This window comes from Nocardia sp. CA-129566, from assembly GCF_050956075.1.
Taxonomy (GTDB): domain Bacteria; phylum Actinomycetota; class Actinomycetes; order Mycobacteriales; family Mycobacteriaceae; genus Nocardia.
On the sequence record NZ_CP192085.1, the window covers coordinates 9,275,678 to 9,296,809 of the forward strand.

Sequence of the window (21,132 nt, forward strand, 5' to 3'; positions counted from 1 at the left end):
ATTCGACCACCACGGAGCGAGTCTTACGAGCGACCCGTTCGGGCCCGTCTCGCGTCCGAGCCGTCGAAGCGCATGCGACGAAGTCGCGAGTCTCGACGGCTCGGACGCGAGACCAAGGGGGCCGCGAACCCGCCGCGCCCGCGCGGCCAAAAACAGAGCGCCGGAGGCGCGGCAATTCAGCACAGTAGGATTGCGTGGTGTCTCCGGCCGATCGCGCGAACAGTCGACGCCGCCAACCCCGGCGCCGCGGTTCGGCCGCCAACGCGGCGAAACCGCGCATGCGCACGGTACGGGAAACCTCGGCGGGTGGACTTGTCGTCGACGGGTTGGACGGTCCGAGCGAGAATCGCAGTGCGGCGCTGATCGGGCGGACCGATCGGCGTGGCAGACTGCTGTGGTCGCTGCCCAAGGGACATATCGAAGAGGGGGAGACGCCCGAGCAGACCGCGATCCGCGAGGTCGCCGAGGAGACCGGAATCAACGGAATCGTGGTCGCCGAACTCGGCAGCATCGATTACTGGTTCGTCACCGAGGGTCGCCGGGTACACAAGACCGTGCATCATTATCTGCTGCGCTCCATCGGTGGTGAACTCTCCGACGCCGACGTCGAGGTCACACAGGTCGCGTGGGTTCCATTGAGCGAACTGGATTCTCGGCTGGCCTACGCCGATGAGCGGCGCCTCGCCGAAGTGGCGAACCGGATGATCGACCGGATGGAGACCGGCAAGCGATGACCCAGACTTTTCGGCATCGCACAGCGATTCCGTGGGGGGTGGTGGCCGGGCGACGGGTGGGCCTGTTCCGGATCATCGCGGCGGTCCTGACCATTCTCGGCTCCGCGACGGCGCTACCGGTGTTGATCACTCAGCACGCCGCCGCCCAGCCGACGACACCGAATAGTTCGTCATCGCCGAAATTCCTGAAGCTGACCCTGGATTCGGTGAATCCGTCCGCGGTGACCACGACCAGCGACCCGACCCTCACGATCGCGGGCACCGTGACCAATATCGGCGATCGGGTGGTCGAGGACATCAGCGTCCGCGTTCAGCGCGCCGCCGCGGTCGCGACACCGGGCGCGCTGCGCTCGACACTGCGGCTCGACCAGGTCAACTACGACGTGACCGGACCGTTCGAGGATGTCGCGGAACGTTTGAGCCCGGGCCAGCGCAAACAGTTCACGATCAGCATCGCGCTGCACTCGGCAAGCTCGGCCGCCCTCGATATCACCAAGCCCGGGGTCTATCCGCTGCTGTTGAACGTCAACGGGGAACCGGCCTACGGCACGCAGGCCCGCCTCGACGATGCCCGGTTCCTGCTCCCGGTGCTCGGCGTCCCGCCAGCGGCCGATGCCTCCGGTGCCGCTACCCAGCCGGTGCCCGATACGCCGGTGGCGACGACGCTGCTCTGGCCGCTGGCCGATCGCCCGCGACTGGTGGCCGGCGTCCCCGGCTCGGTCAATGGGAAGGCGGAGCTCACCGACGACGAACTGGCCGCATCGCTGGGCAAGGGCGGACGCCTCGACCAACTGCTCGGCGCATTGGAATCGGTGCTCGGCACCAATCCGGCCACGCGCGATCGGACGCTGACCTCGGCGGTCTGCGTCGCGGTCGATCCCGATCTGCTGATCACCGCACAGGCCATGACCAGGGGCTATCGCGTGCTGGCCAGCCCGTCCGATCCGGACGGCGCGACCAGGGCGGGCTCCGGCGCCGATCAGGCCCAGACCTGGCTGGACCGGCTGCGCGCGGTCGCGTCCTCGGTCTGCACGGTCGCACTGCCGTTCGCGCAGGTCGATGTGACGGCGCTCGCAGCGGTCAACGATCCGGACCTGTCCGCCCGCGCGCTGGACGCACCCGCCGATATCGTCGATTCGATCCTGGCCACCAAGTCGGTGCGCGGGGTGAGCGTGCCCGATTCCGGCTCCATCGATGACAGCGCGGGAATGTTGTTGCGCAGCCACGGTTTCGGCACCGCGGTACTGGCCGACACCACCGCCGTCCCGCTCGGCACCGCCGGGACCACCGCGGCGTCGCAACAGCCGCCGACCACCGGACGCATCAACGGCAATCAGAGCACCGCCAACCAGACCTACACCACGAGTCCGCCGCTGCCGGAGACGAGCACCCCCGATGTGGTCCGCCTCGCCGAAATCGCCCCGGCGCCGGTCACACCGAACGGTACGGCGGAGGCGACCCCGGAACCGGAACCACAGACCAGCGCGGCGCCGAGCACCTCCGTGCCCGGCACAACCACCACGCCGACTCCCGGCGCCGCGACCCAACCGGCGACCCCGCCCGCCGATCCGGCCCTGCACGCGGCGACCTTCGACATCTGGTCCGCGACCGCCCTCGCCGCGGTCGGCTCCAACCCGCCGACACCGTCGTTCACCCCGTCCCGGGTGCGCTACGACGTCACCAACGACTCGCGGATGGCCCGGCTGCAGGACGCATTGGGCGCCATCAGCTGGACCGCGCTGAACCCCGAGCCGAGCCGCCCGCGTTCGTTATTGCTGGTGCCACCGCAGCAGTGGGGCGCGAACCGGGAAGAGGCCACCGCGATCCTCAAACAGGTCGAGCTGTTGCTGCGCAACAATCTCGCGACCCCGCGCACGCTCACCGAGTTGGTCGCCGAGCCGCCCGACGCACAGCCGCACGAACCCGACTATCTGCCGCAGGCCGCCCACGACGCCGTCCCGGATCGCTTCGTGGTCCCGGTCCGCGACCAGGGACGCCGGATCACCGAACTCATGCACGCCCTCGTCGAGGTGCCCGAGAACGAGCCGACACCGCGCCAATTCCTGACCCCGCTGCGCGACGATCTGCTGCGCGTACTGACGCTCTCGGATCGCCGCTCCGGCGATTCGGCGCAGCCGGACACCTATGCCCAGCGCCGCCTCGACCAGACCACGCGCACGATGGACAGGCTCTATGGTTCGGTCACCGTGCTGCCGCCCGGCGGGGTGTACACGCTGGCCTCCGAACAGAGCCCATTGCTCTTGGTCGCCCGCAACGAGCTGCCGGTCGCCATCCGGATCAGGTTCCGGATCGAAGCACCGACGGAGACGAAGATCACCGATCCCGGCGAGGAAACACTGCCGCCCACCGGGAGCCGGTCGTTCCAGATTCCGACCGAGGTGAGCGATAGCCGTAACCTGGTCATTCCGATCTCCCTTACCACGCCCGACGGTGTCGCACTCGGCAATCCCACCTCGGTCTCGGTGCGTTCGAACGCTTACGGTCAGACCTTGGCGATAATTACGGCGTGTGCCGGAATACTGCTGTTCCTGTTGGCCGGGCGTCGGTTGTGGCGCCGGTTCCACGGACAGCCGGATCCGGCCGACGAAGGGTTCGATCCGGGCACCCGGCGCCGGGTGAACAGGTATCGGCGAGCCCGTCAGCGCGTACTACGGCAACAGGAGCAGCAGGAGGCGAGATGAGGACGACGACACCGCGCTCGTACTCGGCTGTCGTCGCAGAGTCTCTTGGACCGACCCGCAAGCAGTCGACCGTCCCTGATCGGTACCGACCCCGCACCTCTCGTGGCATCGTGGAGGACAATCGCGTAACACCCTGGACGCCATCGGCCGGGTGGCGGGGGGACAGCATGGCGCAGGAGGCACGATGAGCGACGATGATCTATCCGCTCATCGGCAACGACCTATTGATCGGCCCGACGGACCCCAGGCCCGCCGGGCGCCCGCGGCACCCTGGGAGCGGCGCCTGGCGCAGTCACCGGAAGAACCGGAGGACGCGGATATGACTCCCGATGACCGCTACGGCGATGCGCCGCGCGTGCCCCAGGTGAGCCGCCCCGGCCAGCCACCGCGTCCGGTGCCACGCGCCCGCCCGGCACCGCGCGTCGTCCAGCCACCGACCGGACCGATGGCGCCGCCGTCCGGCGCACTGCCCCGTCAACCCGCGCCGCCGCCCAACGGACCGATGGCGCCACCATCGGGCGCACTGCCTCGCCAATCCGCGCCGCCGCAGCGGCCGGGACCCCGGCCCCAGCAGTACCCCGAGCCCCAGCAGTACCCGGACGGCCAGCAATATCCTGACCCCCGGCCACATCCCGGCCAGCAATCGCATCCGGGCCAGCGCCAATACCCCGCCGGACCACCACCCGGCCCGGCCCGGCCGCGCCCGATGCCGCCTGGCCAGCCAGCCCCCGGACCGCAGGGGCAGCCGCCGCGGGTGCCGCCACAGCGTTTCGCGCCGCCGCCGAATTATCAGGCGCCACGGCCGAGCTATCAGACACCGCAGCCGCAGCCCGCCGTGACGCGGCAGCCACCGATCGAACGACCGCGACCGGAGCGACCGCACGTCGACCGGGGGCAGCCCCCGGTGGAACAGCAGCGCCCGCCACGGGAGCCGGGCAGCCGCCCACGCACCCAGGAATGGCCCGCCGAACCCGCCGCGGAGCCGGTCGCCACCGACACCGAGCAGAGCGCTAGTTCGCGACTGCTGCGCGACTCCGGATCGATCGCGATCGCAACACTGATCAGCCGGGTCACCGGCTTCGGCAAACAGCTGCTGCTGCTGACCGCGCTCGGCCCGGCCATCGCCAGTGCCTACACCTCGGCCAACCTGATCCCGAATATGATCACCGAGCTCGTGCTCGGCGCGGTGCTGACCGCGATGGTGGTGCCGACGCTGGTGCGTGCCGAACAAGAGGACGACGATGGCGGCGCCGCCTTCGTCCGCCGGCTGGTGACCGCAGCCTTCGCGGTACTCGCCGCGGCCACGCTGTTCGCCGCCGCGGCCACGCCGGTGCTGGCGACCCGGGTCTTCGTCTCCTCCGACGGCAAGGTCAATACCGAGCTGACGACGGCGCTGACCTATCTGCTGGTACCCGCCATCCTGTTCTACGGCATGTCGGCGCTGTTCACGGCGATCCTGAATACCCGGCAGAACTTCAAACCGGGCGCCTGGGCGCCCGTGCTGAACAACGTCGTCGTACTGGTCGTGCTGGCCCTCTATGCCCTGACACCGGGTGAGATCACCCTGGATCCGGTCCGGATGAGTGATCCGAAACTGCTGGTCCTCGGCGGCGGTATCACCCTCGGCGTCGCCACCCAGGCGCTGAGCCTGCTGCCCGCGATCCGGCGCAACAACATCGATCTGCGTCCGCTGTGGGGCATCGACGCGCGGCTCAGGCAGTTCGGCAAGATGGGCTCGGCCATCATCGTGTACGTGGTGATCAGCCAGGTGGGTCTGATCGTCTCGAACCACATCGCCTCGGCGGCCGACGCGGCCGGACCGGCGATCTACACCAACGCCTGGCTGCTGCTCCAACTGCCGTACGGCGTACTCGGTGTCACGCTGCTGACCGCGATCATGCCGCGGCTGAGCCGCAATGCGGCCGCCGACGACACCCCGGCGGTGGTGGACGATCTGTCCGTCGCGACCCGGTTGACGATGATCGCCCTGGTCCCCGTGGTCACCTTCCTGACCCTCGCCGGACCGCAGGTCGGCGAGGCGCTGTTCGGCTACGCCCGCTTCTCCGGTGACGCCGAACGTCTCGGTGAGGCGGTGAGCTGGTCGGCCTTCGCGCTGATCCCGTATTCGCTGGTGCTGATCCACCTGCGCGTCTTCTACGCCAGGGAGCAGGCCTGGACCCCGACCTGGATCATCCTGGGCATCACCACGATCAAGATCCTGTTCTCGGCGCTGGCGCCGTTCCTCGCGAGCAGCAGCGATCAGGTCGTGATCATTCTCGGTGTCGCGACCGGTCTCGGCTTCCTGGCCGGCGCCATCATCGGCGGCTATCTGCTGCACCAGAGTCTCGGCGATCTGCGCATGGTCAATGTCGGACGCACGGTGACCCGCGTCCTGCTCGCCTCGGTCGCGGGCGGCGCGGTCATGCTCATCGTGGACAAGGTGCTCGGGCTGGACCGGCTCTCCGGCGGACCCGGTTCGCTGATCCGGGTGACGATATCGGCGATCGTCATGTTCGCGGTCGCGTTCGGGCTGATGCGACTCGCGGGTATTCCAGAGATCGTCGCGATCACCGTGGCCATCTCCCGGCGCCTCGGGTTCACCCCGCCCGCACCGGATCTCGACCTCGAGGGTCCGGTCTCGGACGAATACGCGACGCAGGTGTTCCGGCGGCCCGAGCCCTATGTGGCATACCCAGGCTTCGACCCGTACATGGATGCCCAGACCATGGTGCTGCCCGTGATCAGAGCTCACACCGTTGACAGCACCGGTATGGGTGAGTTCCCGTACCCTGTTCGGCAGAGAAGCACAAGTGGCGAGTTCGCCGAAACTTCGACATATCAGGGCGAAGGAGGAACGAGGGTGAGCGACGACGCGGCGCCGGGCGGCGTCCCAGCCGCCGAATCTGCTGCGACCAAGGCAGGCGGGCTCTCCACAGATGTTCCGTCCACCGGGGAGGCCTCCGATCCCGCATACGCGAACCCGGCGGCCGAAGGGCCGCCGGGGCACGATTCGGGGCCCGGATCCGGTGAGCAACCGCGGGAGGCGCCGCAGCGCGATCCGATGTACGACACCGGGATGATCCCGATCCCGCCGCAGCTGCCGCCGATGGGCGGCGGCGATCCGGCCGGTCGACGTACACCGCGCGGTCCCAAGCTGATTCCGGGCGCATCGGTCGCGGGCGGCCGCTACCGACTGCTGGCCAGTCACGGCGGTTCCCGTGGGCTGAAATTCTGGCAGGCGCTCGATATCAAGCTCGACCGCGAGGTCGCGCTCACCTTCGTCGACGCCGATCAAAAGGCCACCGACAACTCCGGCCACGACGGTCCGCAGGCCATCCTGTCGCGCACGCTGCGCCTCGGCCGGATCAATTCGCCGGGCCTGGCCCGCGTGCTGGATGTGGTGCGCGGCAGCTCCGGCGGCATCGTGGTGGCCGAATGGACACCGGGCCGGTCGCTGCGCGAAATGGCCGAGACGGTGCCGTCACCGATCGGTGCCGCCAGAGCCATCCGGGCACTGGCCTCGGCCGCCGAGCTGGCGCACCGCGGCGGTGGTTCACTGTCCATCGATCATCCGGATCGGGTCCGGATCAGTGCGACCGGTGATGCGGTGCTCGCATTCCCCGGCACCCTGTCCGATTCCGACGCGCAGTCCGATGTGCGCGGCCTCGGCGCGATGCTCTACGCACTGATCACCGCGCGCTGGCCGATCCGCGCCGGCGGTATGACCGGTACCGCCGCGACGGTCGGCGGACTGCGGCTGGCCGATTTCGGCTCGGATGGAACTCCCGTCGAGCCGCGGCAGATCCGGCCCGAGGTGCCGTTCGAGATTTCGGCGGTCGCGGTTCGCTCGCTGGAATCGAATAAGGGTGTGCGCACCGCGGCGACTGTGCAGCATGTGCTCGAACAGGCCTCGGTGGTCGATCAGAAGACCGACTTCATCCCGGTACTGCGCCTCGGTCAGCGTCCGCAGAGCGGCGCCGAAGAATCGCTCGCCGATCCGGAATTGCTTGCGGCGGAACGGGAACGCTCGCAGCGGATGATGTGGATCATGGTCGGGCTCGGCATCCTGGCCGCGCTGGTGGTCGGCATCATCATCTGGTGGATGGTGAGTGTCTTCGCACCGGGCGCCTCGGACGCCCCGCTCAACGAGCAGCGCAATATCGGGCTCACCACCAACAGCGCACCCGGCCCCGCGCCGACGCCCGGCGGCGCCACGGGTACGCCGACGGGCGGGGTGCCGGTTCCGGTGACCGGTGTGACGGTCTTCTCCCCGGAGGGCACGCCGGACAATGTCGGTGGTACGGGGGCGGTGCTCGATCACGATTCGGGCACCGCTTGGCGCACCGATCAGTATTTCCAGCAGTTCCCGGCGCTCAAGAAGGGCGTCGGGCTGCTGGCCACACTGCCGAGTCCGGCCAAGCTGACCAACGTCTCGATCGAATCGCCGAGTGTGGGCACCTCGGTCGAGATCCGCACCTCGCCGACGGCATCGCCGACCCTGGACCAGACCCAGTTGATCGGCTCGGCACGACTAGAGAACGGCATCACCGAGATCCCGGTCCACACCGATCAGGCGGCCCGCTACGTGCTCGTGTGGATCACCGGCCTGGGCAACTCCGGTGGCCAGTTCCAGACCTCGATCGCCGAAGTCCGCTTCGACGCCGCAGCGTGACCGCCTCACCGCGTATTTAGGCCGCACAGGTAAGACCCGCTAGGCCCGCGTACCGGTCCAGCGTCGAGTGCTCATCGACATCTGGACGTACCCGACGAGTCACCTACGTTCTCGCGAAACCAGTTGTCGCGTCCTCGCATTCGCCCGCCGGTGTCGATTCCCCGGGCACATCGCGCCGATCGAGCGTGCACCCCGTCCCGACCGCTCTGGTTGCTGCCATTTCGTTACTGAGGATATGATCATCCCGCGCTCTCGGCAGGGGAGCTCCCCGGGTTCTGGTTGTTCGATCCTGGATGCTGCGAAATCTTCGATGATGGTCGGTCACGTCCGTCGTCGGCGCGAGAGCTGTCCAAGGGGTTGGTTTTGCCGTCCGATCTGAACGACGATTCCCACGGGGGGAAGGCGCGGCCTGTGGTGTTTCGTGAACGTTCGTTCGTCCCGCAAGAGCTCACCGACGCCGAACTGCTGCAGGCCCATGTGCGTGGCCAGCGGCACGCCTTCGCCGAACTCCTGCGCCGCCATAACGACCACCTCTGGCAGACCGCGCTGCGTACCTCCTATACCCGCGAGGATGCCGCCGATTCGCTGCAGGACGCCCTGCTGTCCGCGCACCGCACCGCCGCCTCCTTTCGCGCCGAGGCCGAGGTGCGCAGTTGGCTGCACGCCATCGTGGTGAACGCCTGTCTGGACCGGATCCGGCGCAATAAGACCCGCCGAGCGGTATCGCTGTCGCCGGAGACCATGCCGGAACCGAAGGACGCCAGGGACGATATCGCCGAGCTGGAGATGTCGCTGGTCATCGACCGCGCCCTGTTCACGCTGCCGCAGGAGCAGCGGGCCGCACTCGTCGCGGTGGAACTGGAGGGGCGTAGTGTCGCCGAGACGGCGGCGCTGCTCGGCGTCCCGGAGGGCACGATCAAGAGCCGATGCGCGCGCGGTCGGCAGCGGCTGCAAGAACGTTTGGAATTTCTGCGTGATCCGGGGAACCGGAAGTAGCTGAGCTGCGTCATTAATAGTGACGGACAACCAGACGATGTAATTGCTGTGCCCGCGACGTGTGGGCCCCCGCGATACCTACTCGAGGACGATGGAGGTGCGATGGCGACCCGATCCGTTCCGCAGCCTCCGTTCTCGCCGGAACTGCTCGCCGACCTGCACGCCGACAATGTCGCACCGGAACTCAGCGAACAGCTCTGGCCCGTGGTCCGCAGCGATCCGGAGGCGCTGCGCTTCCTGAATTCGCTGGACGACGTGAGCGCCGAATTGCGCACCCTGGGTCGCGATGAGCGCATCATCCACCCGATGCCCGCCGATATCGCGGCCCGGCTGGAAGAGTTCGTCGACGGCCTCGATCTGGCCGAGGAGCCCACCGAGCGGGTCGCGACCGTCCACCACCTACCCTCGGCCGCCGCCCGGCCCGAGACGTCGACCGTCGGATCGCCCGAACCCGCCGACGACGCAACGGTTTCCGAGCAGCACCCGGTCTCCGACTCACCCGTGGAAACCGCCATCGCACCGATCCCGCTCGCGAACCGTCGCCCGCGCCGGCTCCGCTGGCTCGCCGCCGCGGCCGTCATCGCGGCCGCGGGCTGCACCGCCGTACTGGTGGCGACCATGCGCGGACACGAGGTCGCCTCGACCGCACAGCCGACCACCGGCAATGTCGAACTCGGTGACCAATTCGACGCCACCGTCGCACTCAGCGCACTCGGCCGCAACGATGTCACCGGCGCGCTCGGCACCCCGGCGGCCCTGAATCGCTGCGTACACGCCAATGGCCTCGACCGCACGGTCCTCGGCTCGACCAACACCACCTTCCAGGGCAAGGACGCAGTCCTGATCCTGCTGACCGGCCCGCGCCCGCACAAGATCACCGCACTGGTCGTCGGAATCGGTTGCGGCACCAACGATCCCCAACAGTTGGCACTCACCGATATCGGTTAGCGAGTGGGCTCCTGCGCCTGCCTGAACCTTCGGCGGCATCGTGAGTGCCACGACAATGGCATTGCCGACCGGCGGTCGAAGGATCGGTTCAGTGCTGGGAGTTACCCACATACATCCGAAACCGGTCGTCACGTGTCATAGCCCACTGTCCGGCGGCCGGAAGCGGCCGCAATCGCGGGAACAACACCGTTTACCCTGTTGTTGACCGTCACGTCTAACGAAGTCTCCCTCGGAAGGGTCAAATGAGCACCGCAGTTCGCGACTTGATCATCGTCGGCTCCGGACCCGCCGGTTACACGGCCGCTGTCTACGCCGCCCGGGCCGAACTCCAGCCCCTGCTTTTCGAGGGCACCCAGTTCGGTGGCGCGCTCATGACAACCACCGAGGTCGAGAACTTCCCCGGTTTCCGTGAGGGCATCATGGGCCCCGACCTCATGGAGGAAATGCGCGAGCAGGCCAAGCGGTTCGGCGCCGATATCCGCACCGAGGATGTGGACGCCATCGACCTGAGCGGCCCGATCAAGACGGTCACCGTCGGCGATGAGACCTACCAGGCCTACGCCGTGATCCTCGCCATGGGCTCGGCCGCGCGCTATCTGAACGTCCCCGGTGAGCAGAAGCTGCTCGGCCGCGGCGTCAGCGCCTGTGCCACCTGTGACGGCTTCTTCTTCAAGGGCCAGGACATCGTGGTGGTCGGCGGCGGCGACTCCGCCATGGAGGAGGCGACCTTCCTCACCAAGTTCGCCAACAGCGTGACCATCGTGCACCGCCGCGAGGAATTCCGTGCCTCACGCATCATGCTGGAGCGCGCCAAGGCCAATGAGAAGATCAAGTTCGTACTCAATGCCGAGGTCGCCGAGGTCAACGGCGATACCAGTGTGACGAGCCTGACACTGCGCGACACCCGCACCGGCGAGACCTCGGAATTCGCGGCGACCGGGCTGTTCGTGGCCATCGGCCACGACCCGCGCAGCGAGCTGGTACAGGGCCAGGTGGAGCTGGACGACGAGGGCTACGTGCAGGTGGAGCACCCCTCGACAGCCACCAAGGTGCCCGGCGTCTTCGCCGCGGGCGATCTGGTCGACCACACCTACCGTCAGGCCATCACCGCCGCGGGCACCGGCTGCCGCGCCGCGATCGACGCCGAGCGCTGGCTGGCCGAACAAGGTGATATCACCGCGAACACCCTGGATCACGCCGGTAACGCAGTTGCCGTGCCCGCCAACTGATCTCATCACTTTTGCACTGCAAGGAGATACCCATGTCCGAAAACACGGTCACCGTGACCGACGCGTCCTTCGCCGATGACGTGCTGCTCAGCGAGAAGCCCGTCCTCGTCGACTTCTGGGCGGACTGGTGCGGTCCGTGCAAGATGGTCGCCCCGGTACTGGAGGAGATCGCCGGCGCGCACGCGGATAAGCTCACCGTGGCCAAGCTGGACGTGGACGCCAACCCGGATACCGCCCGCGATTACAAGATCCTTTCGCTGCCAACTATGATGCTGTTTTCCGGTGGTAAGCCGGTTAAGCAAATCGTCGGAGCGAAGGGCAAAGCCGCCCTCTTGCGCGAACTCGACGGCATTATCTGACGTTTCATAAATTGACACGTCCAAACAACGCCGTCATTCGACGACGCGCCGTAGGATGCCTGGACGCCGGGAATTGCCGAATTCCGGTCCGGGTCTGAGACAATCGACCGACCTCCGGTCGTGCGAAGGTGTGTAGCCATCGCATGAGTGGGTACCCGGGTTGACGGAAGGAAAGGGCTCTCACGCATGCACCGACTTCGTCACGGCGATACCGGTCCAGCCGTCGCCGAGGTTCGGAGCACCCTGGCAAGTCTCGGGTTCCTGCATACGCACTCCGCCGCAACCGATCACACTGATGCGCGAGAGTACTGGAAGGACACCGACGCCTCCTTCGATCGCCAGCTCGACTCGGCGGTTCGCGCCTTCCAACAGCACCGCGGACTGCTGGTCGACGGCGTCGTCGGACCGGCCACGTACCGGGCGCTCAAGGAAGCCTCCTACCGGCTCGGCGCCCGCACGCTGATATACCAGCTCTCCGCGCCGCTCTACGGCGACGATGTGGCAACTCTGCAGCGCAGGCTGCAGGACCTCGGTTTCTACGTGCACCGGGTCGACGGCTACTTCGGTCCGCACACCCATGACGCCCTCACCGCATTCCAGCGGGAGATCGGCCTGGCCGCGGACGGCATCTGCGGTCCGGACACGCTACGTTCGCTCGAGCTGCTCGGCGCGCGCGTCACCGGCGGCAATCCGCACCGGATCGCCGAGGAGGAGGTCGTGCACCGGGCCGGTCCACAGCTGACCGGTAAGCGGATCGTCATCGATCCCGGTCTGGGCGGCCCGGACAAGGGTTTCGCGGTGCCGACCGAATACGGCGACGTCTACGAGTCGGAGATCCTCTGGGATCTGGCCAGCAGGCTGGAGGGCCGGATGGCCGCCACCGGCATGGAAACCTTCCTGTCGCGGCCGTGGGGCGCCAATCCGACCGACGCCGAGCGCGCCGACACCTCCAATGCCTTCGACGCCGATCTGATGATCTCGCTGCGCTGCGCGACCAATCCGAGCCCGTCCGCCAATGGTGTCGCGGGCTTCCATTTCGGCAATTCGCACGGCTCGGTATCGATGATCGGCCAGGTGCTCGCCGGATTCATCCAGCGTGAGGTCGTCGCACGAACCTCATTGCAGGACTGCCGAACTCATTCACGCACGTGGGATCTGCTGCGGCTCACCAAGATGCCGACCGTGCAGGTCGATATCGGTTATCTGACAAATGAATACGACGCTTCGGTGCTCACCAATCCCCGGATGCGCGATGTGATCGCCGAAGCAATCCTCATCTCGGTGAAGCGGCTCTATCTGCTCGGGCAGGACGATCAGCCAACGGGCACATACACTTTCGCCGAACTACTGGCCGAGGAGCTGGCCGCGGCCGACCGCATGTAGCGAATCAGATTCTGATCCAATACATTACGATCCACTGATCAATAGCCCACATACGAGTGCGACCCTGCCGACAGCAATCCGTCAGCAGGGTCGCACTGTTTCTGTCCGGGAAGCCTCAGGGTGCTCCGACACGGAAGGGAACCGTCAACGAGGCGGCCGCGAGCAGCTGATCGAGCGCCCGCTCCACATCTTCCTTCCAGCCGTGATCGGAGTTGAGTTCCAAGCGCAGCCGCGGAAAACGATGATGCGGCGCCACCACTTCGAAACCGACATCCTCCAGGAAGTCGGCCTCGATCATGCAGGTCTCCGGCGAACATTCGGTCGCCGAACCGGCCGATGCGGCATCCCGGACCGGTGAACCGATCCGCTCCATCAAACGCATCGACCCCAGCGAACGATCCGACATCGCCGTGGCCGGTGGATCCTTGCGAATCCCGAAGGCCTCCAGCGCACGCACACCACGGCGCACCAGATCGGCCACCACGGCCGTTATGAGCCGATTGGCTATGTCGGCATCCTGATAGGGGAATTCGGCCCGCAGCGTGGTCAGCAGGACCGCGTCCGGGCTTACCGGTGAGGTGGGGAAGAGAGCGGCGCGCGGTACGGCGCTCGGTGGCGAATACAGCGCACACCCCGCGACATTGCCGTCGACGTTCGCGACCTGACCGCACGAACCCCATTCCAGCATGACGGTGGAGAGCCAGGCCTCCTTCTCGAAGACCGGATCACTGAATTCGCGAGACGTCGCCGCGAGGGCCGGATCAATCTCCCAGAACACGCAACGCCGCGCATGCGCTGGCAGCTTGTCGAGTCCGCCGAGGGTTAGTGCTGTGACGCTGGTCGACACCGCTCTGCTCAGCCTCCAGCTGTCCGATTCGTCCACACTCACGCTGTTTTCACTCGCCAGCAAGAATAAGCGATCAATGCGAACCCGCCTCATTCCACGTCGCTGTGCTGTTGGTAAGGAGCCTGTCCGGCGGCTGTTTTTCCGCGCCGTCACAGTGACGTTTCGACGTCGGGCTCATGCCTACCGAGAACACAGGGCTATTTTTGCCACTTCCGTCACGTGCCGAGCTGCGGCTGCTGCATCATGCCGACAATGCGCTCGAGGTCTTCGACCGAACCGAATTCGACGACGATCTTGCCCTTCCGCTTGCCGAGGCTCACGGTGACGCGGGTGTCGAACGACTCCGACAACCGCTCGGCCACATCCTGCAGCCCTGGCATATGAATCGGCTTACGCCGGGGCGACGGGGGAGCGGCCTTATCCGGATCCCGGTTTGCCAGGGTGACGGCTTCCTCGGTGGCCCGGACCGATAATCCCTCGGCGACAATGCGGGCGGCGAGCACCTCTTGGGCGTCGGCGCCTGCCTCGAGACCGAGCAGTGCGCGGGCATGTCCGGCGGAGAGCACACCGGCCGCCACCCGGCGCTGAACCGGGATCGGCAATTTCAACAGACGAATCATATTCGTCACGACCGGTCGAGATCGACCGATTCGCGCGGCCAATTCCTCATGGGTGACATCGAATTCCTCGAGCAGCTGCTGATAGGCGGCCGCCTCTTCGAGCGGATTCAGCTGTACCCGGTGGATGTTCTCCAAGAGCGCGTCGCGCAGCATCGCATCGTCGGCGGTCTCGCGGACAATGGCCGGAATGGCCGCGAGCCCGGCCTCCTGGCAAGCACGCCAACGCCGCTCGCCCATGACGATCTGATACTTGTCCACCCCCGGCTCCAGCCGACGCACCACGATGGGCTGCATCAGGCCGAATTCCTTGATGGAGTGCACCAGCTCGGCGAGCGCCTCCTCCTCGAAGACATGGCGCGGCTGCTTCGGATTCGGTTCGATCTGCTCCGGCGGAATCTCGCGATAGGTCGCGCCGCCATCCGACAGCTGCTCATCGCTGGGGTCGGGGACCCGGTGTAGGAATGCCGAGGCCGGTTGCGGCCCGACCGGGTCGATTCCGATGACGACATTGGCCGCGGCACTGCCGAGTCCGGGTGTGGCACCGAGACCCGGTGTGGCCGCAGGCCCCGTCGGAATCAACGCGGCAAGCCCGCGGCCTAACCCGCCCTTCTTCGCCTGAGTCATCGATTACCGACCCTTTCCTCGTTCGCCACCACGCTCGATCCGATCAATCATGTGATCTCGTTGGATCACTGCGCCCGCTCTGCCGCACCCGGCCGAACCACCGATCGCGCGGCCATCTCACGACCGGCGTCCAGATAGCTCATCGCGCCCCGGGAGCCTGGATCATAATCGAGCACCGTCATGCCGTAGCCCGGCGCCTCGGACACCTTCACACTGCGCGGGATCACCGACTTCAGCACCACATCACCGAAGTGCCCGCGCACCTCCTCGGCGACCTGATCGGCCAACTTGGTCCGGCCGTCGTACATCGTGAGAATCACCGTGGACACATGAAGTTCGGGATTCAGATGCGCCTGCACCAGACCGATATTGCGGAGCAACTGCCCAACACCCTCCAGCGCGTAGTACTCGCACTGGATCGGGATCAGCACCTCCTTCGCCGCCACGAGCGCGTTGACGGTGAGCAGCCCCAATGACGGTGGGCAGTCGATCATTACGTAGTCGATGTCGTACCCGGCGATATTGGCCTCCTGAATGGCGGCCTTGAGTCGCCCCTCCCTGGCCACCATGGAAACCAATTCGATCTCCGCACCGGCCAGATCGATGGTGGCCGGGATGCACAGCAGGCGCTCGCTGTGCGGACTCTGCTGGATCGCATCCCTCACCGACACCTCGCCGATGAGGAGTTCATAGCTCGACGGAACGCCCGAGTGGTGCTCGATACCGAGCGCGGTGCTGGCATTGCCTTGAGGGTCCAGATCGATCACGAGAACCGTCATCCCGGTATGCGCCAGCGCGGCCGCAAGATTGACCGCTGTCGTCGTCTTGCCGACGCCGCCCTTCTGGTTCGCGATGGTGATGATCCGTTGCTCGTGCGGTTTCGGCACTGTCACCTTTCCTGGATGCAGTATTTGGCTGGCACGTTGGGCTTCGGCTGCTATCGGGGTCTCACTGGGGGAGATGTGCCCGAACGGTGTGCTTCCGAATGCCTCCGCATCGAGGGTGCTGGAGTCCAGCATCCCCGGCACGCGCGACGTCGTTTCCCGTGAAACATTCGCCGGACCGCTCGACATAGACAGCTCCTAACGCGAGAACCTCAGATCACGTGCGCTCGACCAAATTTGGCGCCGTGTCATCAATAGCTGTGTCGGATCGAACATGATGCTCAATCGGGACCGCGGCGCCCGATCGACCGAGCGGAGCTCTCGCCGCTGTGACACCCACATCCCTCCGTGGCACCAACGCTCACGCCCGACGCTCACTAGCTTGCCAGCACTGAGCGCGATTAGAAAGCTGAATCGCGGCATCGCGCAAAGGACACGCAAATCTGTGTCGAATCTCGCTGTCGCGCACAAGGTTGGCGCGCCCGAATCGCTGTTTCACATGAAACATGAAGTCCTGGATCGACACCGGGATCCTGTTTCACATGAAACATGGCGCGCATCTCCGCGGCGCGGCAGTCCGCCCCGGTTGTGAACGTTGACGGCAATGTCGCGGGGTGCGCGTCGCATTCGCCACTGAGAGCCGTACCGCGCCGAGCTCTTCCCGCCTCCCCGGTGAGCCCGGATGCGGTCCAGTTGACCGTTTCACATGAAACATGGCGCGTATCTCCGCGTCGCGGCAGTCCGGCCCGGGAGTCCGAAGCGTCAGCACGTGCGGCGCTCTCGCGCTCGATCAGACTGGCGCAATCCGGGTCATCGATTTCCCCATACGATGGCACCAGGTTCGAAACGTCACGTGAAGCTTGGTGTTTGGCGTCATCCGATCTGGGGCGCCCAGGCGCGTTGTTTCACATGAAACACTGCCGCCGAAGCACTGCCCCGAATCGGACAGCGCTACTTCGACTTCCGTGCCGACTTGCTCGCGCGCCGCGAGGGACGCCCGGTCCGCGGCAGCCGCTCGGCACTGATAACCAGAGTGGGGGTGGAGACGAGTCCGGCGCCGCATTCGAGAACCTTCGCATTCCCCGCGCCCGCCTTCGCCAAAGCCTCCCCGTCACGCTCGAGTTCCTCTGCGGCACTGACTCCCTTCAGCGCGAGCATCCGACCATGGTCACGGAGGAGGGGCAGGGACCATAGGGCGAGCTTCGCCAGTGGGGCGACCGCGCGGGAGGTCACTACATCCGCGCCGCCCGCTTCCTTCAGCACGCCCGATTGTTCGGCCCGCCCGCGCACCACGGTGATATCGAGACCGGCCGACTCGATGAACTCGCTCAGGAAGATGGTGCGGCGCAGCAGCGGCTCGACCAAGGTGATCCGGAGATCCGGCCGAGCGATCGCCAAGGGAATCCCGGGCAGCCCGGCGCCGCTGCCGATATCGACGACTGTCGTGCCCTCGGCCATCAACTCACCAACCACCGCACAGTTGAGGATGTGCCGATCCCAGAGCCGCGGCACCTCGCGCGGACCGATCAGCCCACGTTCAACTCCGGCCGTGGCGAGTGCGGCACAGTACCGGCGCGCGAGATCCAGCCGGTCGCCGAATACCACTGCGGCCGCAGCCGGGGGCTCCAGTTCATCCGGCAGCGCGGTGATTCCACCGAGATCTCGTTCCACGTGAAACATCCTTCCGACTTCGAGTCGTTCAGTGCGGCGGTGGGGCAGGGGAGGGCGAGTATCCGAACATGAAGAAGGCCCCCGGTCCGAAGACCAGAGGCCCTATCCAATCACAACGTGGGAGTCAGGAAGGCACCACGACAACGTGCCGGTTCGGCTCCACACCTTCGCTCTCGCTGCTGACGCCATCGACCGCCGCGACGGCGTCGTGCACGATCTTGCGCTCGAATGGGGTCATCGGCGCCAGCGGCTCCGGCTTACCCGATTCGAGCACCCGCTGCGCGGCGGCCGTGCCGAGCGCACTCAGCTCCGAGCGGCGCTTGGCCCGCCAGCCCGCCACATCCAGCATCAGCCGACTGCGCACCCCGGTGGCCTGCTGCACGGCCAGGCGAGTCAGCTCCTGCAGTGCGTCGAGCACTTCACCGTTGTGGCCGACCAGCTTCGACAGATCCCGGCCGCCATCGATGCTCACGATGGCGCGGTCGCCCTCGACATCGAGATCGATATCGCCGTCGAAGTCGAGCACATCGAGCAACTGCTCGAGGTAGTCGCCCGCGATTTCGCCCTCTTCGATAAGAGCTTCCTCGGCATCGTTCGCGGCATCGGCGGATTCGGTCTCCGCGTCAGCGTCGCGACCGGCCGCGTCACTCACCATCGTCGTCGCCACAGTGGCGTCCCCTCCGTCGGTTTCAACAGTCATTTGATTTCCTTCATCTGCTCATCGCGCGCGACCGGCGACGGGCCGATCGGAGAACGCGAACAGGGTTGCTCAGAGATCCCGTGGACGCGCGATGTGTCAGCGCCGTCGCTTCTGGTTGGGTCGCCCACGGTTGCCCGGTCGCTTCTGACCGCCAGAGCGCCGCTGTCCCGCCTTGGTCGGGGACTTCGCGGTGCCGTTCGTCGACGGTGCCCCTTCGACCGCATCAACGGCCGCATCGGAACCGGCATCGACGGATGTCGCGTCGGACGGAGACTGCTTCTTCTTGACATTGACCGGCTTGGCACCCGGCTTCGGCGCGTTCTGTGCGCGCTGCTCCAGCTTCTGCTGCTTCTTGACTTCCTCTTCCTTCGCCATGCGGCCGAAGACGAGGTGCTGCTGTCCGTAGGTCCAGATGTTGTTGGAGACCCAGTAGAGCAGGATGGCGATCGGCAGGAACGGACCACCGACGAGCACACCGAGCGGGAAGACCCACAGCGCGAGCTTGTTCATCATGGCCGACTGCGGGTTGGCCGCCGCCTCCGGACTCTGCCGTGCGACCGAGGCGCGCGCATTGAAATGCGTCGCCAGACCGGCGATCACCATCAGCGGGATGGAGACCAGCGCGATGCTCAGCTTGGTCGGCACGCCGCCGTAATCGGCGAACGCCTGCAGCTGGCTCGGCGGGCTGGTGATGTAGGCCGAGATGGGCGCGCCGAAGATGCGCGCGCTCAGGAACGACTGGACGTCGGTGGCGCTGAAGACGTAGTTCGCCGTATGCGCGTTGTCGTAGGCCGACATGCCGAGCTGGCCGATGCCGGTGCCGGTGCGGTTGAACGAGCGCAGCACATGGAACAGACCGAGGAAGACCGGCACCTGCGCCAGGATCGGCAGGCAGCCCATCAATGGGTTGAAGCCGTGGTCCTTCTGCAGCTTCTGCATCTCGGTCGCCATCTTCTGGCGATCGTTCTTGTACTTCTTCTGCAGCTCCTTGATCTGGGGCTGCAGCTCCTGCATCTGCTTGGTGGTGCGCACCTGCTTGACGAACGGCTTATAGAGCACCAAGCGCAGCGTGAACACCAGGAACACCACGGCGAGTGCCCAGGTGAGTCCGTTGTCCGCGCCGAACGCGAACCCGAAGACCCGATGCCAGAACCAGAGGATCCAGGACACCGGGTAATAAATGAAGTCGAGCACGGCTCTATGCACTCCCGTCGTTCGTGTCGCCGATCACCGCGCGCGGTGATCCTTTACAAGCGTGTGGCGCCGACTCAGGGTCGGCGGCTGCCTCGTTCCGTCCGCGTTTCTTGCGCTCCGGAACGGGGTCCCACCCACCAGGGTGCCAGGGCGCGCATTTCGCCAATCGCACGACCGTCAATCCGAGGCCGACGAACAGGCCGCGGGTGCGTAACGCGGTCACCGCGTATTCGCTACAGGTCGGGGTGAAACGGCATACCGGCAGGCGCATGGGGGAGACGTACGTTCGGTACAGCTCGATCAGGAAAATCACCGTGTTCGCGGGAAGTCGAGCAACGGTGGCGCGGGCACTCATCCCGCACCGGCCACGGTAGCCGATGGACGGGCGATATCGAGCTTGCGCAGCGCGCCACGCAGCTGGCGGAGCAAATCCGCCGAATCCGCGGTCGCCGCACCGGGCAGGGCTCGGATCACGATATCGGCATCGGCGGGTAACTCGGCGATCACCTTGACGCACATATGACGCAGGCGGCGGGCGACGCGGTGTCGAATCACCGCGTTGCCCACCGCCTTGCTGACAATCAATCCGAACCGCGGACCGCCCACGCGGACCAACGATCCGGCCACTGCCGCATCGCTCTGTCGTCCACTCGCGCCCATGACTCCGTCATACCCGTGCACGAGCGCGTGTACGACCAGATCTCGCCTCCCGATTCGCTGGCCGCGGCGCACCGTCCGGGAGAAGTCGGCACGATGATGCAACCGATACGGCTCAGGCAACACCCGAGCGTCCGAGAGCGAGGATCAGGCAGTGAGGGACTTGCGGCCCTTGCTGCGACGCGCGGAAACGATGGCGCGACCGGCGCGGGTGCGCATCCGGAGACGGAAGCCGTGGACACGCGCCCGACGACGGTTGTTCGGCTGGAACGTCCGCTTGCCCTTGGCCACGGTCAACACTCCTCGAGTAGGTGGGCACCGTTCGGCGCCCAAAGCTTGTTCGGTGATACGTCTGTGCGCGATGAATCGCGAGGTGGTCATCATCGATGCGCGTCGGTCCTGGCGCACGAGGTCGATACGACCTGACACGGTCAGCACAAGACCGCCACCGCACCAAGGGGTGACTGTACGAGGGTACTGATCGGCAAAGTACGGGTCAAACTCGGCCCATCCGTTCCGGTGCCCGCTCCCGCGCGCGAGCCGGACTCACGCATCCTGGGTATAACCGTGAGTTCGTCCACACCCCTAGCCGTCGGCCGGTCCACCCACTAAGGTGCGTAGCCAGAGGATTGCTGTAGAACCGCAGGTCCAGGCCATATAACGGCGGAGCGTAACCTCATTTCACATTTCCCCAGGGTTCTCCACATCTGTGGATAATTGTGTGGAAAGACCCCCGGAGTGGCATATTCGTAGGGCCGACGGTGCCACGCCGCCGCCCGGATGGGGGACCCGGGCAGCGTCCGAACCGGTTACGGACGTACGCGGAATCACAACATCGACCTAGCCACGGTCGATACTCCGCATGCCCCGACCGTCTGCTCCTATCGCCTACTTCTCCGGGGAGGAAACTGC

Annotated in this window: 17 protein-coding genes; 8 read left to right on the forward strand and 9 right to left on the reverse strand. The window is 66.4% G+C overall.

The annotated features are described in order from the left end of the window. Positions 1-197: 197 nt before the first annotated feature. The 8 genes from ACQP0C_RS41340 to ACQP0C_RS41375 all read left to right on the forward strand — a co-directional run bounded on the left by ACQP0C_RS41340 (position 198) and on the right by ACQP0C_RS41375 (position 13,023). Entirely contained in the window at positions 198-734 is a 537-nt protein-coding gene (locus tag ACQP0C_RS41340) for an NUDIX hydrolase (protein ID WP_354960251.1), read from the forward strand. After that, entirely contained in the window at positions 731-3,436 is a 2,706-nt protein-coding gene (locus tag ACQP0C_RS41345) for a DUF6049 family protein (protein ID WP_433729303.1), read from the forward strand. Before ACQP0C_RS41340 ends, ACQP0C_RS41345 begins: the two co-directional genes overlap by 4 nt. A gap of 184 nt (positions 3,437-3,620) precedes the next feature. Continuing rightward, positions 3,621-8,108 (forward strand): lipid II flippase MurJ, encoded by a 4,488-nt coding sequence (locus ACQP0C_RS41350; RefSeq protein WP_433729305.1) that lies wholly within the window; start codon positions 3,621-3,623, stop codon positions 8,106-8,108. 411 nt (positions 8,109-8,519) lie between these two features. Beyond that, positions 8,520-9,104, forward strand: a complete 585-nt coding sequence (gene sigM, locus ACQP0C_RS41355) for an RNA polymerase sigma factor SigM (protein ID WP_433729307.1) — start codon at positions 8,520-8,522, stop codon at positions 9,102-9,104. 102 nt (positions 9,105-9,206) lie between these two features. Beyond that, complete coding sequence (locus ACQP0C_RS41360; RefSeq protein WP_433729309.1) at positions 9,207-10,052, forward strand: hypothetical protein; 846 nt, start codon at positions 9,207-9,209, stop codon at positions 10,050-10,052. A 242-nt stretch (positions 10,053-10,294) separates the two neighbouring features. Continuing rightward, positions 10,295-11,281, forward strand: coding sequence for a thioredoxin-disulfide reductase (gene trxB / locus ACQP0C_RS41365; RefSeq protein WP_433729311.1), 987 nt, complete (start codon positions 10,295-10,297; stop codon positions 11,279-11,281). A 32-nt stretch (positions 11,282-11,313) separates the two neighbouring features. Next, positions 11,314-11,640 carry a thioredoxin gene (trxA, locus tag ACQP0C_RS41370; protein ID WP_354960257.1) on the forward strand — a complete coding sequence of 109 codons (327 nt, stop codon included), beginning with the start codon at positions 11,314-11,316 and terminating at the stop codon, positions 11,638-11,640. Positions 11,641-11,826: 186 nt separating this feature from the next. Next, on the forward strand, positions 11,827-13,023 hold the full coding sequence (locus tag ACQP0C_RS41375) for an N-acetylmuramoyl-L-alanine amidase (RefSeq protein ID WP_433729313.1): 1,197 nt from the start codon (positions 11,827-11,829) through the stop codon (positions 13,021-13,023). A gap of 115 nt (positions 13,024-13,138) precedes the next feature. Here the strand turns inward: ACQP0C_RS41375 and ACQP0C_RS41380 are convergent, their stop codons facing one another. From ACQP0C_RS41380 to rpmH, 9 genes are all read right to left on the reverse strand, one after another. Next, a complete protein-coding gene (locus ACQP0C_RS41380) occupies positions 13,139-13,870 on the reverse strand; it encodes a GNAT family N-acetyltransferase (protein ID WP_433734807.1) in 732 nt (243 codons plus the stop codon). A gap of 215 nt (positions 13,871-14,085) precedes the next feature. Further along, positions 14,086-15,114, reverse strand: a complete 1,029-nt coding sequence (locus tag ACQP0C_RS41385) for a ParB/RepB/Spo0J family partition protein (protein ID WP_433729315.1) — start codon at positions 15,112-15,114, stop codon at positions 14,086-14,088. A gap of 65 nt (positions 15,115-15,179) precedes the next feature. Continuing rightward, a complete protein-coding gene (locus ACQP0C_RS41390; RefSeq protein WP_433734808.1) occupies positions 15,180-16,133 on the reverse strand; it encodes a ParA family protein in 954 nt (317 codons plus the stop codon). Between the two features lie 816 nt (positions 16,134-16,949). Further along, complete coding sequence (rsmG, locus tag ACQP0C_RS41395; RefSeq protein ID WP_433729317.1) at positions 16,950-17,678, reverse strand: 16S rRNA (guanine(527)-N(7))-methyltransferase RsmG; 729 nt, start codon at positions 17,676-17,678, stop codon at positions 16,950-16,952. Positions 17,679-17,793: 115 nt separating this feature from the next. Beyond that, positions 17,794-18,324: a protein jag gene (locus tag ACQP0C_RS41400; RefSeq protein WP_433734809.1), complete on the reverse strand. Its 531-nt coding sequence runs from the start codon at positions 18,322-18,324 to the stop codon at positions 17,794-17,796. A gap of 141 nt (positions 18,325-18,465) precedes the next feature. After that, positions 18,466-19,563 carry a membrane protein insertase YidC gene (yidC, locus tag ACQP0C_RS41405; RefSeq protein WP_433729319.1) on the reverse strand — a complete coding sequence of 366 codons (1,098 nt, stop codon included), beginning with the start codon at positions 19,561-19,563 and terminating at the stop codon, positions 18,466-18,468. 4 nt (positions 19,564-19,567) lie between these two features. Then, positions 19,568-19,918 carry a membrane protein insertion efficiency factor YidD gene (yidD, locus tag ACQP0C_RS41410; protein ID WP_354960264.1) on the reverse strand — a complete coding sequence of 117 codons (351 nt, stop codon included), beginning with the start codon at positions 19,916-19,918 and terminating at the stop codon, positions 19,568-19,570. Further along, positions 19,915-20,346, reverse strand: a complete 432-nt coding sequence (gene rnpA / locus ACQP0C_RS41415) for a ribonuclease P protein component (protein ID WP_433729321.1) — start codon at positions 20,344-20,346, stop codon at positions 19,915-19,917. The genes yidD and rnpA overlap by 4 nt, the downstream gene beginning before the upstream one ends. A gap of 21 nt (positions 20,347-20,367) precedes the next feature. Then, positions 20,368-20,511, reverse strand: coding sequence for a 50S ribosomal protein L34 (rpmH, locus tag ACQP0C_RS41420; RefSeq protein WP_084483849.1), 144 nt, complete (start codon positions 20,509-20,511; stop codon positions 20,368-20,370). Positions 20,512-21,132: the final 621 nt, after the last annotated feature.

Excerpts from the sequence above, each read along its gene's own strand:
- ACQP0C_RS41345 (WP_433729303.1), top strand. The coding sequence starts at position 731 with ATGACCCAGACTTTTCGGCATCGCACAGCGATTCCGTGGGGGGTGGTG.
- ACQP0C_RS41350 (WP_433729305.1), top strand. The coding sequence starts at position 3,621 with ATGAGCGACGATGATCTATCCGCTCATCGGCAACGACCTATTGATCGG.
- ACQP0C_RS41360 (WP_433729309.1), top strand. The coding sequence starts at position 9,207 with ATGGCGACCCGATCCGTTCCGCAGCCTCCGTTCTCGCCGGAACTGCTC.
- trxB (WP_433729311.1), top strand. The coding sequence starts at position 10,295 with ATGAGCACCGCAGTTCGCGACTTGATCATCGTCGGCTCCGGACCCGCC.
- trxA (WP_354960257.1), top strand. The coding sequence starts at position 11,314 with ATGTCCGAAAACACGGTCACCGTGACCGACGCGTCCTTCGCCGATGAC.
- ACQP0C_RS41375 (WP_433729313.1), top strand. The coding sequence starts at position 11,827 with ATGCACCGACTTCGTCACGGCGATACCGGTCCAGCCGTCGCCGAGGTT.
- ACQP0C_RS41385 (WP_433729315.1), bottom strand. The coding sequence starts at position 15,114 with ATGACTCAGGCGAAGAAGGGCGGGTTAGGCCGCGGGCTTGCCGCGTTG.
- ACQP0C_RS41390 (WP_433734808.1), bottom strand. The coding sequence starts at position 16,133 with ATGCTGGACTCCAGCACCCTCGATGCGGAGGCATTCGGAAGCACACCG.
- rsmG (WP_433729317.1), bottom strand. The coding sequence starts at position 17,678 with ATGTTTCACGTGGAACGAGATCTCGGTGGAATCACCGCGCTGCCGGAT.
- ACQP0C_RS41400 (WP_433734809.1), bottom strand. The coding sequence starts at position 18,324 with ATGGTGAGTGACGCGGCCGGTCGCGACGCTGACGCGGAGACCGAATCC.
- yidD (WP_354960264.1), bottom strand. The coding sequence starts at position 19,918 with ATGAGTGCCCGCGCCACCGTTGCTCGACTTCCCGCGAACACGGTGATT.